This is a genomic window from Staphylococcus pseudintermedius (assembly GCF_001792775.2).
Lineage (GTDB): Bacteria > Bacillota > Bacilli > Staphylococcales > Staphylococcaceae > Staphylococcus > Staphylococcus pseudintermedius.
In genome coordinates this window covers 114,713-130,519 of the sequence record NZ_MLGE02000001.1, presented here as the reverse complement: position 1 = coordinate 130,519, position 15,807 = coordinate 114,713, and the positions used below count along the sequence as shown (strand labels likewise).

Annotated in this window: 16 protein-coding genes; 2 read left to right on the top strand and 14 right to left on the bottom strand. The window is 36.5% G+C overall.

Annotation, left to right across the window (positions count from 1 at the left end):
- The first annotated feature begins 5 nt into the window (after positions 1-5).
- Entirely contained in the window at positions 6-1,547 is a 1,542-nt protein-coding gene (gene guaA, locus BJK46_RS00685) for a glutamine-hydrolyzing GMP synthase (protein ID WP_014614896.1), read from the top strand.
- 67 nt (positions 1,548-1,614) lie between these two features.
- Here guaA and BJK46_RS00680 read toward each other — a convergent pair whose 3' ends face one another.
- From BJK46_RS00680 to BJK46_RS00660, 4 genes are all read right to left on the bottom strand, one after another.
- Entirely contained in the window at positions 1,615-2,808 is a 1,194-nt protein-coding gene (locus tag BJK46_RS00680) for a site-specific integrase (RefSeq protein WP_000237797.1), read from the bottom strand.
- Between the two features lie 26 nt (positions 2,809-2,834).
- Positions 2,835-3,035: a DUF3173 family protein gene (locus tag BJK46_RS00675; protein ID WP_000633907.1), complete on the bottom strand. Its 201-nt coding sequence runs from the start codon at positions 3,033-3,035 to the stop codon at positions 2,835-2,837.
- Between the two features lie 497 nt (positions 3,036-3,532).
- Positions 3,533-3,763: a helix-turn-helix domain-containing protein gene (locus BJK46_RS00665; RefSeq protein ID WP_000845143.1), complete on the bottom strand. Its 231-nt coding sequence runs from the start codon at positions 3,761-3,763 to the stop codon at positions 3,533-3,535.
- A complete protein-coding gene (locus tag BJK46_RS00660) occupies positions 3,760-4,182 on the bottom strand; it encodes an RNA polymerase sigma factor (protein WP_000804879.1) in 423 nt (140 codons plus the stop codon). Before BJK46_RS00660 ends, BJK46_RS00665 begins: the two co-directional genes overlap by 4 nt.
- A gap of 530 nt (positions 4,183-4,712) precedes the next feature.
- Between BJK46_RS00660 and BJK46_RS00650 the strand changes: the two genes are divergently transcribed.
- Positions 4,713-5,066 (top strand): helix-turn-helix domain-containing protein, encoded by a 354-nt coding sequence (locus BJK46_RS00650; protein WP_001227350.1) that lies wholly within the window; start codon positions 4,713-4,715, stop codon positions 5,064-5,066.
- Between the two features lie 57 nt (positions 5,067-5,123).
- Here BJK46_RS00650 and BJK46_RS00645 read toward each other — a convergent pair whose 3' ends face one another.
- The 10 genes from BJK46_RS00645 to BJK46_RS00595 form a co-directional block, all read right to left on the bottom strand.
- Positions 5,124-5,291, bottom strand: coding sequence for a cysteine-rich KTR domain-containing protein (locus BJK46_RS00645; RefSeq protein WP_001803271.1), 168 nt, complete (start codon positions 5,289-5,291; stop codon positions 5,124-5,126).
- Positions 5,292-5,409: 118 nt separating this feature from the next.
- A complete protein-coding gene (gene tet(M), locus BJK46_RS00640; RefSeq protein WP_000691737.1) occupies positions 5,410-7,329 on the bottom strand; it encodes a tetracycline resistance ribosomal protection protein Tet(M) in 1,920 nt (639 codons plus the stop codon).
- A gap of 15 nt (positions 7,330-7,344) precedes the next feature.
- Positions 7,345-7,431, bottom strand: coding sequence for a tetracycline resistance determinant leader peptide (locus BJK46_RS00635; protein ID WP_011058339.1), 87 nt, complete (start codon positions 7,429-7,431; stop codon positions 7,345-7,347).
- Positions 7,432-7,705: 274 nt separating this feature from the next.
- Positions 7,706-8,635, bottom strand: a complete 930-nt coding sequence (locus tag BJK46_RS00625) for a conjugal transfer protein (protein ID WP_000584387.1) — start codon at positions 8,633-8,635, stop codon at positions 7,706-7,708.
- 16 nt (positions 8,636-8,651) lie between these two features.
- On the bottom strand, positions 8,652-9,674 hold the full coding sequence (locus BJK46_RS00620) for a bifunctional lytic transglycosylase/C40 family peptidase (protein ID WP_000768373.1): 1,023 nt from the start codon (positions 9,672-9,674) through the stop codon (positions 8,652-8,654).
- Positions 9,671-11,698, bottom strand: a complete 2,028-nt coding sequence (locus BJK46_RS00615; protein WP_000192393.1) for a CD3337/EF1877 family mobilome membrane protein — start codon at positions 11,696-11,698, stop codon at positions 9,671-9,673. Before BJK46_RS00615 ends, BJK46_RS00620 begins: the two co-directional genes overlap by 4 nt.
- The gene (tcpF, locus tag BJK46_RS00610) at positions 11,695-14,148 is read right to left on the bottom strand and encodes a conjugal transfer ATPase TcpF (protein WP_014614895.1); all 2,454 of its coding nucleotides are present in this window, start codon (positions 14,146-14,148) and stop codon (positions 11,695-11,697) included. The genes BJK46_RS00615 and tcpF overlap by 4 nt, the downstream gene beginning before the upstream one ends.
- A complete protein-coding gene (locus BJK46_RS00605; protein ID WP_000723887.1) occupies positions 14,132-14,527 on the bottom strand; it encodes a conjugal transfer protein in 396 nt (131 codons plus the stop codon). The genes tcpF and BJK46_RS00605 overlap by 17 nt, the downstream gene beginning before the upstream one ends.
- Positions 14,528-14,598: 71 nt before the next feature.
- The gene (locus BJK46_RS00600) at positions 14,599-15,237 is read right to left on the bottom strand and encodes a DUF6037 family protein (RefSeq protein ID WP_000248477.1); all 639 of its coding nucleotides are present in this window, start codon (positions 15,235-15,237) and stop codon (positions 14,599-14,601) included.
- Between the two features lie 55 nt (positions 15,238-15,292).
- Positions 15,293-15,793 (bottom strand): antirestriction protein ArdA, encoded by a 501-nt coding sequence (locus tag BJK46_RS00595; protein ID WP_000425404.1) that lies wholly within the window; start codon positions 15,791-15,793, stop codon positions 15,293-15,295.
- Positions 15,794-15,807: the final 14 nt, after the last annotated feature.

Here is a 15,807-nt window from a genome sequence, read left to right as displayed (position 1 = left end):
AGAGTATGGAAATGGCAAAAGAACAAGAGCTGATTCTTGTCCTCGATTTTGGTAGTCAATACAACCAATTAATTACACGTCGTATTCGTGAAATGGGCGTATACAGCGAATTACATGACCACGAGATTTCAATTGAAGAAATTAAAAAGATGAATCCAAAAGGTATCATTTTATCAGGTGGTCCAAACTCAGTATATGAAGATGATGCGTTTACGATTGACCCTGAAATATATCATTTAGGCGTACCTGTATTAGGTATTTGTTATGGTATGCAGCTTACAACTAAAATATTAGGCGGTAGAGTGGAACGTGCGAACCAACGCGAATATGGTAAAGCGATGATCAAAGCCAAATCAGATGAACTGTTCTTCGGTTTACCAGAAGAGCAAACTGTTTGGATGAGTCATTCAGATAAAGTCATCGAAATTCCAGAAGGGTTCGAAGTGATTGCTGATAGTCCTAGTACGCAATACGCTGCCATTGAAGATAAAAAGCGTCGCATCTATGGTGTGCAATTCCACCCAGAAGTCCGTCATACTGAGTATGGTAATGACATTTTACGTAACTTCGTGCGCCGTGTTTGCGAATGTACAGGCGAATGGACAATGGAAAACTTTATCGATATCGAAATCGAAAAAATCCGAGAAAAAGTTGGCGATCGTCGCGTCCTTTGTGCAATGAGCGGTGGTGTCGATTCATCAGTCGTAGCCGTATTATTACACAAGGCAATTGGTGATCAGTTGACATGTATCTTTGTAGACCATGGTTTATTACGTAAAGGTGAAGGAGACATGGTCATGGAACAGTTTGCGGAAGGTTTCAACATGAATATCATCCGTGTTAACGCAAAAGACCGTTTTATGTCTAAACTAAAAGGCGTGTCTGATCCAGAGCAGAAACGCAAAATTATCGGTAACGAGTTTGTTTATGTATTCGATGACGAAGCCTCTAAACTCAAAGGTGTGGATTTCTTAGCACAAGGTACACTTTACACAGATGTCATTGAATCAGGTACAAAAACAGCACAAACGATCAAATCACACCATAATGTAGGTGGTTTGCCTGAAGATATGGAATTCGAATTAATCGAACCAATCAACACATTATTTAAAGATGAGGTCCGTGCATTAGGTATTGAACTTGGTATTCCAGAACATTTAGTATGGAGACAGCCTTTCCCAGGACCAGGTTTAGGTATCCGTGTCTTAGGTGAAATTACAGAAGACAAATTGGAAATTGTACGTGAATCAGATGCCATCTTACGTGAAGTGATTCGTGAAGAAGGTTTAGAACGTGAAATTTGGCAATACTTCACTGTGTTACCAGACATCCGCTCAGTAGGTGTGATGGGGGACTACCGTACGTATGATTACACAGTCGGTATCCGAGCAGTGACATCTATCGACGGTATGACAAGTGACTTTGCCCGTATCGATTGGGAAGTCTTACAAAAAATCTCAACACGTATCGTGAATGAGGTCGATCATGTAAACAGAATTGTGTATGACATCACATCAAAACCCCCAAGTACCATCGAGTGGGAATAGTTGTAGGAGAGCTAGAAATCCTCTTATACCAAGGGTTTCTGGCTCTTCTTATCTTTTTACTGCACTTTTATTGCACTTTTTTCATTTCTTTGTTTCGCAAGTAGTCTACAGTAAATTGATTCTTTGGTGAAGTATCATAATTTTGTTTTGCTTCTTTAAAGGAAATGGCTCCATTTAATTTGTTAGCTACCTCGAAATTACTGTTAGGATAAAGATGTCCATACGTTCCTAAAGTCGTCTCAATATCTTCGTGTCCTAGACGATCTTTAATGATAAGTGGATTTTCTCCCATACTGATTAACAAGGAAGCATGAGAATGCCGTAACCCATGGATTCTGATTCGATGGATACCAGCCAGCTTAGCATAGCGTTCAATAGCATATGATAGTGTATGTTTTTGGGTAGGAATACCGTTATAGCTCATTACAAAGTCTGTCTGAATTAGATTTTGTTGTACTTCCTTCCATTCGGATAAATAAGTTAATGTGCATTTATCTAATACAATATGACGAACGCTCGCCTTTGTTTTTGGTTCAACAAATCTATAATTCGATTGATTCTTGTAATAGAGTGTTTTGTTGATGGTTAGTACTCCTGAGTCAAAATCAATATCTTCCCATTGAATGGCAGTAGCTTCACCAATTCGCATTCCAGTCATAAATAAAAACCACAGAGAGATAAATAAAAAGTGTTGATAGTAATCTTCTTTGTAAATTAGAGAGATTACTTTTTCAAATTCTTCTTTTGTCCAAAATTCAATTTTAGACTTTTGCTTTTTCACATTGCCAATAATCTTAGATGGATTTGTGGTGGTTATCCCAAGGACAATTGCTCGATCCATAGCAACTGAAAATAGTCCTTGAACAGCTCTTACATAAGAAGACTTACACTTCTTTGATAATTTTAGTTGCCAATTTTGCACATCAATAGGCTCAATATCGGAAACAGCCATTTTATCAAAATAAGAGAAATGCTTCTTAATAGTTGGTAAGCGATTTTCATATGTTCTGAGCTTTACCTGTGTCTTATACCATGGAAGGAAAATTTCAAAGATATAATGTTTAAACGTCATTTTATCCTTATTCTCACTTAATTCTTCTGGTTTCATCAATAGCAGTTTCGAATATTCTTCTCTTGCTTCTTTTTTAGTAGTGAATCCACTACGATATTTTTGAATTTTTTTCCCTTTAGAATCATAACCTAGATTTGCACGAAAATAATAGGTTCCATTCTTTGCTTTTTTTATTGGGTCTTTAACCATAGTTTTTACTCCTTACTGTGCAAAAACTACTCAGACCTGTTTTCATTTGAAAACCGAATTCCTAGAATTTCTTCAACAGCTTCACGAGGGACTCTATCTAGCTTTCGAGATTGATAGTAGATATGCCCTTTTGTAATCATCAATTCTTTTGCTTTTTTTATGATGTCTGCTGAAAAAGAAGTTCCATATCCTAGCTCAACTAAATCCTTTTTTGTGACCGTTATCATTATTACTCCTTTCCCAATTATAGGCTAGGAAAACTCCAATATTCACCTATAATTATATCAAATAGTTTTATAATAATACACTGACAAGAGAAGAATATCTTAGCAATCGAACAGCTCTAGCAAAGCTCACAGGAATTTCACTTCTGCATGGTTCTCATGTAGCCGTACCCATTGCCTGTGACGCTTCTAACGCTCGGACTATGGCTATACGGGAGTATCATTATCACGATAAGAAAGTCATGGCAGCAATCCTGCTAAAGATTACTTTCGAATTACTAACATGAATCGCTCACTAATTTTGTAGGTCATGGCGTGTTAGTTCATCAGCTCTTTTCTTACCGAAACGTATTCGATTGCCTTTATTTGGTTGTCAAAGAACGTTTGGCTTGTTAGCCTATCAAAACCTACTGAACACACAATATGCTTTGATGGAATAACAAACCTCCCAAATCGGGAAGCGTGGATACGATTCGACACGCTTCCACGAAAAAATGGGACTATTTAATTTCGAACGATAAAATCTTAGAGATGAGTTTCGTTTCCATTCTGCCACGTAGGGTTTCATCAATAACCATATGAGAATTTCCATATTCGTCTGTCATGCGACGTAATGAACGTTTTGAGGTATACCCTCGATAATGTTTAACAATCTGATTAATTGCTTCCACGTCGCCATCTGTCGCCTTTACAATGAGGGGGAAGGGAACCCTTGGATAAGCTGTTTTCATTCTTTACACTCCTTCATGAATTCTTTAATCATGGCTAGTCCACTTATTCGATGACGATAAACAGTCGAACGATTCAAATTTAGTAACTCCGCAATCTCCACATCACTCATATCCATAAAGTAATGAAGTAAAATAATGTTCCGTTTTTTCTCTGAAAGATGACGCAGGGCTTCACTTAATAAATCACTTTCAACATTGATTCTTAATCCAAATAATTTAAATAGTTGGAAATCAGTGACGTACGTATCAACAGTAGAAAAAGAGTTGACAAGGTAGTTATCTATATCAGAAAACGAGACTTCTTTTGCTGATAGTCTGTCTAGATGTTTGAAGTAATCTTTTCGTTCATCTTCAATAACTTGTTTGCAGATATAGTCAAACTGATTTTCTATGGTTTCTTGAAAAGAAGATGGTTTCATGCTTTTCACCCCCTTTCTGTCGTGAAAGGGAGTGGCATGTGCTTCTTTATCTCCCTTCATACTAAGCCCCGACACGAAAGGGGGATTTGTTGCATAAATGAAGAGAAATCCTAAAAGATATTTATTAAGTGACCAAAAAAGCACATAAACAGATTGTTTTCTCTGTTCATATGCTTTGATTTTTCTATCTATGTAATCTGCAAAACCACATTGATGGTCATATCTATCCAGTACAGGTGGATAAGTTTTTTTGATAAGAACTTAATTAAGAGAACTAGATGACAGATTATCTTTCTCATGGCGACTTTTCCCTCCATTAAGTCGCCAATTTTATCTACTTTCTAGGAGTATGACTAAATTTTATAAAGTTGTATAGGTAAATAAAATCAGCGACCTTTCTATTTGAAATTGGATTCATCGCATTAATAAATTCCACAGTGTTCTATAGGAACTCATAAACTATATAACATGTTTTTCTATACCTGTTTATGGTTATATAGGAACAGTAAAATGTATAGAGGTGATTTAGTATGCGTAAAAAAGAAGATAAATACGATTTTAGAGCCGTTGGTTTAGCGATTAAAGAGGCTCGAATGAAACGGGGTCTCACTCGTGAACAAGTGGGAACAATGATTGAAATTGACCCACGTTATTTAACAAATATAGAAAACAAAGGACAACACCCAAGTACACAAGTGCTGTATGATCTTGTATCATTACTCCATGTATCTATTGATGAATTTTTCTTACCTACAGATAATTTGATTAAAAGCACTCGAAGGTTACAGGTAGAAAAATACATGGATAGCTTTACAGACAAAGAACTATCCTTAATGGAAGCACTAGCAAAAGGTATCAATGAAGCAAGAAATATTGAAGGCTAGTCAGTAAAATTCAGATAAACAAAAAGAGCCGATAAGATGAGAGTTTCATTTCTCAAATTATCGGCTCTGCGTCTTGGCGTCTGGCTCTTTGATTGTTATTATATTCATTTTTTGAACATTAATTAAAGTTTCGTTCTTACATTTGGGGCAGTATAAAGGGAAATTTTTAAGTATAGTATCCACTCGTATTCGTAGTCTTGTTTTATTTCCACAAATAGGACACAATATCCACTTGTAGTTTATAATAACAATCTCCTCCTTTCCACTTTAATTCAAATCTATATTAAAGAATATTTCATCTTATTTAATAAGAAACCATATTTATATAACAACATAAAACGCACTAAGTTATTTTATTGAACATATATCTTACTTTATCTATCCGACTATTTAGACGACGGGTCTGGCAAACAGGTTCGCCAGTGGTAACCTGATATCCTTTTAGCTCTGCTAAACAAACACTAAGCCCATTTGTAAAAAAAGTTAAATCATTGCGATAATCTTGAATACATCGAGCAGGAATTTCTCCAATAATAATGACCTCATTATTTTTCAGTTGAGTATTTACGATATTTGCACAATATTTGGGAGCATCGTTATATGCCCGTGAAAGATATTCCTGTGGTGCATAAACTTTAAAACTAAGATATGGCTCTAACAATTCTGTTCCAGCTTTTCTAAAGGCTTGCTCCAGTACAATAGGAGTAAGCATCCGAAAATCTGCTGGAGTACTAACAGGGCTATAGTATAAACCGTACTTAAAACAGATTTTACAATCCGTCACATTCCAACCATATAATCCTTGTTCGCAACCATAGCGTATCCCTTCCATAACTGCATTTTGAAATGATTGATTTAAGTATCCAAGAGAAACCGAGCTCTCATACTGCATTCCACTTCCCAACGGAAGCGGTGATACAGATAAACCAATGGAAGCCCAGAAAGGATTTGGCGGCACTTCGATGTGAATGGTATATTCTGCATTTTTTAACGGTCTCTCCATATAAATGACTGTAGGCTCTTTTAGTTCTATCTCCACATGATACTTTTCTTGCAACAGTGCACTAATCACTTCCATTTGTACTTTCCCTAAGAAAGAAAGTATAATTTCATGTGTCGTAGAATCCACGTAATATCGTAGAAGCGGATCACTATCTGAGATTTCCAAAAGGGCATCAAGCAACATTTCTCTCTGTTCAGGTTTACTCGGTTCAACAGTTGTTTGTAGTAGAGGGTGCGGATTTTCAATCTTTTTTCTCTGTGGCAATAGTTTTGTATCTCCAAGAACACTATTTAACTTCAAAAACTCATTTTGCAAAATAACAATTTCTCCAGAATAAGCTCTATCAATCTTACATAATTCACCATTTATTGAAGTATACATTTCTGTAACTTTTATTTTTTCTTTTTCTGATACTCTAACCGAATCTCGTAAATGTAGTACTCCACTATAAAGGCGTATATATGCAAGACGTTGTCTTTTTTTTGTATATTCAATTTTGAAAACATTTCCGCAAAGTTCAGACGGACCTCGATGTGTTGATGAATAAAATTTATTAGTAATAACTTCTATAAGGTTATCAATCCCTATATTACTTTTTGCACTTCCATGATAAAGAGGGAACAGAGAACAATTCTGAAATCTTATGCTTTCCTCTTGTTCGAGTTCCAATGCTTCTAATGATTTACCGGACATATATTTCTCTAAAAGGTCATCGTTTCCCTCTATTACCGTATCCCATTGTTCAGATTCGGTAAAGTTCGTCACACACATATTAGGATACAGTTCTACCTTCTGTTTGATTACAATTTCGGCAGAAAGTTTCTCTTTAATATCCTGATAAACCGTTGATAAATCAATTCCATTTTGGTCAATCTTATTGATAAAAAAGATTGTGGGAATCCCCATTTTCCTAAGTGCATGAAATAATATACGAGTTTGTGCTTGTACGCCATCTTTTGCAGAAATCAGTAGAATTGCCCCATCTAAAACTGATAATGAACGATATACTTCTGCTAAGAAATCCATATGTCCTGGCGTGTCTATGATGTTCACCTTCGTATTTTCCCACTGAAAAGAGGTTATTCCTGTCTGAATTGTAATTCCTCTCTGACGTTCTAAAAGCGTATTATCCGTCCTCGTTGTACCTTTGTCCACGCTTCCTAATTCTGTAATCGCTCCACTGTTATATAATAAGCTTTCTGTTAAGGTAGTTTTTCCTGCATCAACATGAGCTAAAACTCCAATATTAATAATTTTCATGTGATTTTCCTCCATTCAAAAACCCAAAAGGGCATAAAAATCCCAGTGATAAATACTTTTATCACTGGGATTTTTATGCATAACCATAGGTATACAAAGCATACAGATATTCTCTGGATACTTTAGAATCACATGATAAAGGTATTCTTAAACTGGGTACAAAAAACTAAGCCCTCCTAAAAAAGGACATCTAATTATTTGTTCCCGCTATCAAATTGACAGTTTATTTAAGAATACCTTGCCGCATATTTATTAACTCCTTTTAAATAGTCACTTAAATAATAGCACGTAAGAGCATATTTGTAAAGGAATCTCCAATTTTTTATCAAAAAGAGTACATGATTACAAAGTATCTGTAATCATGTACCAATATTTGTTATTTTACAATCTTCCAATTATCTTGTTTTTCTAATATCAACTCAAATTGCGAGATTTGGGTTGCCTTTGTTTCTTGATCTAAATATTTCACAGCGACATTCACGATTACTTGGTTATCTTTTCTGGTAAAGATAGGATTCACCAATTCCTCGAAAACATATTCCTTGTTAATCATAGGTAACACATGATTACTTACATAGTAAGTCAATTCTTTTTCTGTGGCGGTAGGATAGAGCTGGAAGAACGTTTCTAAAAAGCTAGTGATTTCGTCCATCGTTTCTGTATCTACTGTATGGTCACTTTCTAGCTGTTTGGGTTGGTAGTCCGATTTTTGAGGTTTCTTACTCATTGTCGGATTTTTGATAATAACCATATTATCTGATTCATCTATATGGACAACCACATGAAAGCTAGACGATATAGTTTCCTTGTCTTTGTCTTCGGTAATAACTTGTTCAACAGAAAACAGTACCTCAAAGGTGTTCTCATTCACTTGAGAAACCTGCCACACCTGTATATCGTTCACACTAGAACTAGTAGGAATATCCTTACGAATCATTTCTTCATTTAATACCTGCAATTCTTCCGTCAAATAATGGGTCAATTTTTCATTTCGTTTATCAATGGCTTCTTGGGATTGTTGCCACGAAAAGTAGTCTTTCGCAAAGGATTTCACAAAACTTTCTACTTGGTTGGTATCGACAATCTGCTGTTTAATGATTTCTGTTTCACGGACAGTATGAGTGTCAATGGCAGTAAAATTTTTATAGATTCCAAATCCGACACTACCAATCAATAAAACCCATAAAACAAAGGTTAATTTCTTATGCGTGCCAACTTTAATCATCGGAACTTTTCTTTGCTTGCTCGGTTTTTTAGATTTCTTTGGTTTCTCCTTCTTTTCTTTTCGCTCGATTTTTATAATCATTTGATTCATTCCTTTCTTAGTTATGAATAACACGTCTAGCCCCAATCAGATGGTCTTGCCAATAACGACTGCTTAAGTCGCCATAACCGATTGGGTCGCCTGCATGATAAAAGCGATTTCCCTCTAAATATATCGCCACATGAGTCACATATGTGCCTGCATTATAGGTTGAATGAAAGAAGATAAGGTCGCCTGCTTGGGCTTCTTCCATAGAGATTTCTTGCGTAGCGTCATACTGATCTTGGGCGACACGAGGGAGAGAAATGCCAGCTTTGTCATACACCCATTGTATTAAGCCACTACAATCAAAAGAGGTGGTAGGCGACGCCCCTCCAAAGACATAGGGAAACCCTTCGTATTTCAAGGCTTCGTCCATAATGACTTGCACGGTTTCATCATCAAATTCTGTTGGGGAAGTGTCGGTTAGGTATTGTGAAACCAACTGAACATAAAACTGATTTCCATAGTTATATCGCCAACCACCATTCACAGGTATGGCTATAGGATTGGGATAGTCTGCTTTTTGACCACCCGACTTCTCTTTAGAAAACTGTTCGGCTAATTCATAGGTATATTTTTTCCCATGACTCCTCACATAATTTAAAAAGCCACCGCCATAATTATAAGATTGGATAACAGAATCTATATCCACTCCTTGTTGTTCTGCACTGGTTAATAATTCACTGAAATATTTAACCCCTTGTTTGATGGACTCTTCGGTACTCAAACTGTTGGGCGGTAAACCCAAAGATTCGGAACTTTGCATAACATCTTCTGCTGTACCGCCCGATTCCACTTGCATAATGGCTAAGATATAAGAAACATAGTCTTCAATCCCATATTCCTTACCATATTTTTCAATCAACGGACGGTGTGCCAACACTTCTGGTGAAACGGTCACACCGCCTTGTGGAATAGAAGAATCCTTGTTGTTTTCGCCACTGTCCGTATCATCTGCAAAGAAAATGACTAGGAATAATAAGAGAAAAAAGAAGAGAGAGAAGACCACACTACAAATCACTGTTATTTTTAGCTTCATGTTTGTTGTCCTCGCTTATCCGTTCTTTTATTTAGCTTCCTCTGATTGAATTGCTTCGGTGGTGTCTTTTGTTTTTGCTCTTTTTTCAATGGTCGCTGATGATTTTCACGTTTAGTGTTTTGTGACAAAACAGGCGTGACGGTTTGCTGACGCTTGCGAACATGCTGCTGGTTATTCTGAACAGGAGATGATGGGTTTTCTTTTCGTCTTTTTTCTTTTGCTTTATCCAGCTCCAAACGCTTTTGAGCAATGTTCTTTCGTTTTTGCTCCTGCTGGTTCATACGCTGTTGTTTGCGTTGAGCTTTGGTATCTGCCATAGATTGTTTAAAGTCTGTTACATTATGAGTGACATTCTCTTTTCCTTGATGAAGGGCATATTTGACATGGGTTGGTGTCGCCTGTATCTGTTGTTTTGCCTGCTTTCTTTTATTGACTAGACGATTTTTCGTGTCCAATACATGGGCTGTCTTTTCACCTAATCGTTGCCCGATACCGCCTTGTTGCTTTTTCACATTGGAAAGTGCTGTTTCTTTCTTTGGTGTAGTCCGTTCATTTTGACGAGTATGGTTAGCTTTATTGGTTTGATTCTGCTTTGTTGTCATTGTCTTTTGCTTCGTTGACCCTGCTTTTCCACGAAAAATCTTACTCATACTGCGTTGAAATCTTCTGGTTTGTCGATTCATCATTTGACGAGGTCTGCGAAACACTTGTCTGCCCATGTTTTGAGAGTCGTTGCTTTGTAAAGTGAATAGGCTCATTAAATCGCCCAGTTTAAAATAAATCCCTGCAAAGGTCACAATTTGTAAAAACATAATCATGAAAAAGGGAGAACTTGCTGACAGCGAATAAAGCATAGTGGAAATACTAAAGGCAACGGTAATAATCAAGGTAATACCAGCCCTTGTCATAATCACATTAAATAACTTGGTAATGGCATGCCTGCCCATGCCATCAAAACTCGGCAACATACTTAATAGGAAACTGATTGGCAAAAACATAGCGAAAATAATAAATAGCACTTGCGAAAAAATCATGATTCCTGTTAGAAGGAAAACAAAAATCGAGATACCAATATTGAATACAAACAAAAAGAAGACTGTTCCTAATCTGGAAATCGTCTTCGGTAGGGTTAAATAGGTATTGTCATGATCTTCAATTTCTTCAATCACTACATTTTCTCTATCTTCACCATTGTTTGTATCTGGACTGGTAGACAATAAACTTTCCACACGTTCTTCCCCTAACGCTTCTACATCAGTGGAGCCATATTGAAGCAATAGCCATGGTTGCTTTACTTGAACAGAGAATAAGCTGTCACGTATCATGTCCACACTGTCTTTCCCTTGACTATCCGTGTTAGGAAGAACAATTTTTGTCCCAATATTCAGACTGGCGGTACTGACATCTTTGGAAAAATCATTGATTTTCGCAATATAATCGGGTGCATACGCAATAAAGGAAGCCGATAGAATAAACACCACGACAAAGTTTAAAACAGCTCGTATCACTTTCGTCGTTTCTCGCTTAACCAATCCTGTATAGGCAACATAGATTCCAACAATGAGAATAAAAAGAAGGAGGAAACCGACATAAAACCCTGAACTGGAAAAGCCATTCGGTGTAATGCCTGCAATCGTCTGCATGTTTTCGCCAATTGCTTGGGATGTTTGACTAATGAAATCTAAGGCATAGGCTTCTTTCACCAAATAACCTGTGGCGTTCGATAGATAAAGAGAAATTGTCCAAATAAAATTAGTAATGGCATACAATCCATACATCACCGATTGTCCTATGCCATCACTCCAATTCCATGGAAGCCAGCCCCAGCTATTGTCCACATAATAATCAAGCTGATATTGATTCAAACCATACTTGGAGTATTCATTGCTTGTATCAATGGTTTCATCAACTAAGCCTGTCGCTTGTACTGCATTGCCCAGCGTGCCTAATAAAAGTAAAATAACGCCCACACAAAGGAGCGTTATCCAACTATAGTGAAGAAATTTCTTTTGTTTTTGTGTCATTCTTCCACCTCATTTCGCACAGGCGGTCTGGTATCAAAGGCATGAAGCAACTCTTCAAAAATCGGGTGAAACTGCATAACCCCTACACGACCATAGATGTCTGAAACTAAACATTGTCCATTTTCTAATTCACGTAAGCGTTTCTGATTGTTTTCATCTTCCTTGTCCACACCAAAAAATTCTAAGGTCTTTTTGATTTCCACTAGGTCAGTGGAACGAAAGGCAAATTTCAAGCCAATATTATTCTTCATCTTTTCATCTAGTAAATCGTCCGCGTTTTGAGTAACGAAATAGACCCCTGCATTCATGGCACGTCCTGCTCGAACCAATCGCATAGATAGAGCTTTTCCTTGTGCCACTTGTAAAAAACTCCAAGCCTCATCAAGGTCAACAATTTTAAAAATGGAACGGTCAGAGTGGATAAAGTCTAAAGCAAAGGTACTAATGACAATCAGCATTGCCACACTTAATAATTCCATGGTAGTGTATTCTTCAAAAGAGCTATTGGAATCGGGTAAGACCAAATCTGCCACTTGAATAATATTGAGTTGTTTTTCCAAGCTAATGGATTGGGTGACACTGCCATCACTGAATAACAGATGGGCAAAATCATAATCGACAAAGCTTTCGATATGGTCAGCAATACTATTGCTGATGGGCGTATCTTCTTTTCGCAATTCATCAATCACCAATAACAACCCTCGTTGTTTGCTTTGAGTTACACTCCGAATAGCTTTACGCAGGACAGGAAACTTCTCGCTATCTCGGCTGGAAATACCTGTTAAGAACGTGAGAATATCAATGGCAAGGCTTTCTGAATCTTTCGGGAGTTTTAAAATCACATAAGGGTCAAGTAACCCTTTATTGTCGTTCTCACTCGTGAGATTAACAATATTGATTTCATGGGCAATATCAGGTAAGGTTTCTTTCCATTCACCACGTTCAGCTTTTGGGTCAACAATGGTTGCCTGTCCGCCAAAGAGTACTGAATAATAGACCAGCATATTGTTAGAGAATGATTTTCCGCCACCTAATGAACCAATAAAAGCGGACGCTAATGCATTTGTTACAGAGCCTTTAATTCCTTGACTTGCAAGGCTAGGTTGGAGATAAATATTTCTGCCTGTATCGAGATTGTAACCGACGTAAATACCAGAATTTTCACCAATCATTTGTGTAGCACCGAAACCAAGACCAGCCAAAAAATCCGACGTGACATATTGAATATAGTCATTGATATATCGCTTGCTTGAGGGAATAAATTCATTATGCAAGCCTAGCATATCGCCAAAAGGTCGTACTAATTTGATAGACAGATCATCATAAAAATCTTTTACTTCATCACAACGTTGTTTCAGCTCGTCCAAATTCTTTGCTGATACCCGTACCACATAGCTTAGTTTGTACATAGATTCTTTGGTTTGGTCTAAATTACTTTCTAATTCATCGACAGATTCTAAAGCGTCCACCACATTAGTACTGGTTTCGTTGTCGCTTTCCCATGCGTGGCTATCTAAATCTTTCAGTTCTTTCTTTTTATTGCGAACGGTAGATAAGGCTTTTTTATTGGCGACAATTTCAACATTCATACTGGTATCAACGGGGAAAGTAAACTGCTGTTGCTGGTAATAAAAAATTTCACTATTAGGGAAATTTAATTCACCAACAATACTATTAATTGTAAAATACGCCACATAAGTAGTGGTATCTTCCTGTTCAATCCGTAAATAGCGTTGATTTTCTTCGATTAAACAGCGAGTGGGTTTGAGAATATCGTATTTCTTTACCAACACTTTTTTATCTTCGTATCGTTTCGGTAAATGGTAGTCGTAGTCATCAAAAGGGACACCTGTTTGCCCGTAAAGATGTTCAATAATATAACCAAAATCATCTTTCTCCAATTTACGAATCTGAAAGCGTCTGGATAATTTACTTTCTAACAACTGTTCCATCTTAGAAAAGCGTTCGATTTCCGCCATAGGCATAGAAACAAAATCGCCCATTAATTTGTGATTCACACCATGAAAGAATTCCGCAAATGCTTTTTGAATTTCTTTCCCAACATTTTTTACGGATACTTCCTGTTCATTGAGGTAGAGTTTAAAACCAATAAAAAAGCGATAGTCTACTTGATTGTCACCAATCATAGAAATTAACGCTTCGGTCTGTTCATCTATTTTTTCGTAAGCTATCTCTTTTAATCGTCCAGTGATTTCTTTTTTCGATTGTTCCTGTGTGGCTCGAATACTTGATTCGGTTGCTAGTTGCAGAGCATGAATCTTGCCATCACGATTTTGGGCAATCAATTGACAGAAATTATCATGAACTTGAATTTTTTCATCGGAACTTAAAAAACTGTAATTATAGGGAATTAATTCATAATAAGCGAATACTTCGCCATCATGATTAAATACGAGATTATCTTCCATATATTTAATCGGATATGCCATCTAGTTGTTCACTCCTTACAATCGTAATCGATTCATTCATTGTTTCTTTTTTTAATCGTATTTGTTTGCCAGCGTAGGTTACTTTAGGGCGTAGAGCATAGGTAATGATAGACTTTAGAAATCCATAGGGTTTCTTTCCGTCAAAGGTCTTTTGGCACATGAACCCAGTGAGAACAATGGGAATCCCTAAGTATTTGAGTAGTGCTCCGTCAATCAGAGAAAGTGGTGGTAAACTGCCAAAGAGTATGACGACAAACAAAGAAACGATAAACCATGTCATTTGCGTAAAGGTAATTGGGAAAGGGAGTTGTAAATCATTAATCGCATAAATCACTTTTTCTACTGACCAAATACTGGTGTAACTTCTTATTTTTTTCATGTCTTCACGTCCTTTCCGTAAAAATAGAAAAAGAACAATCAAAATAGGTGATTGCTCTTTCAATGCTTTAACTATTCAATTTTATTTTTTGTCCATTTTGCAATAATACCTTCATCAGTTTCTTCATCATCTGGATTCATTGAATATCTGAAACTTAAATTGGTATCTGACCCTAATCGTTCATATAAGCTGGGTCTATACAATCTCGTTTTATTGTCATTAAAAGGACTTCGTTTTCCCAGCTCACCATTTCCCTTTAAAGGATTTCTTCTAACTGAAAAACAATATTTTTTTCTGGGATCTTCTGAATCACTTTGACTTAATGAGAAACACATGGCTTCTTTTTGGTCTTCATTTTTCTTCTCACTAACTTCTGTCGGAATAAATCGAGCAAGAGTTTGGCTAAATTGAAATAAAACATCTCCCAAGTTACTACTGTATTCGATACCAAAATATTCTCTTATTGTTTTCGTGTCTGTATATAATTTTACCGAATTAGCATAGACAGCTAGCATATCTGAAAAATCGTTTTCCTTTAAAAATTCTAGTTTTAACAGAGCATATTCTGGAACTTTTTCCTCTTTTTCAAATAGCTTAACAAGTACAATATAATTTTGCTGTTTGTAACGAAAGTAAAAGGAATCTATCACCCAGCCTTTATCTTTCATGTCTAGTTTTAATAGTTTAAGATTTTCAAATACATTTACCATAATTTATACCTCTCCGTGCTATTTATTAATTTAATTATAACACGGATTGTTAAACTTACTGACAATATTCAAATACCCCATGAGAGGTAACTAGGTAATTACCCTCTATTTCCATATCACGTCCCAAAGATTGGTAGTCAATATAATTTTGTAAATTGGAAGGGACTTCACCAAGCTGTCCTGTTTCTTCCACGTAATAACGGGCGACATCTTCCATCGAATCACAATCACTATAACAATGAATATCCTCTTTGTTTTCCAGTAATTCTTCCAAGCTACTAAACCACATGCCTTGAATTTCTTTGAGTTCATTATAAATAGGTGTACCTTCGATTTCTTGAATGGCTTCACATAGACGGTTGATTTCACTAATCGGCGTGTATTCGTCCACATCAAAAGGAAGCTCAAAATCATGTATTGCATATTCTTCGTAGTCCTCATTTAAACCGATTCTTTCTGCCATTTCTTCCTCATCAATTGGTGGAGTAAACCATGCTCCGACTAATTCACCTTCATTATACCGTCCTAAATTTGCCACATAGACTTTCATTTCCAATTCTTATCACATCC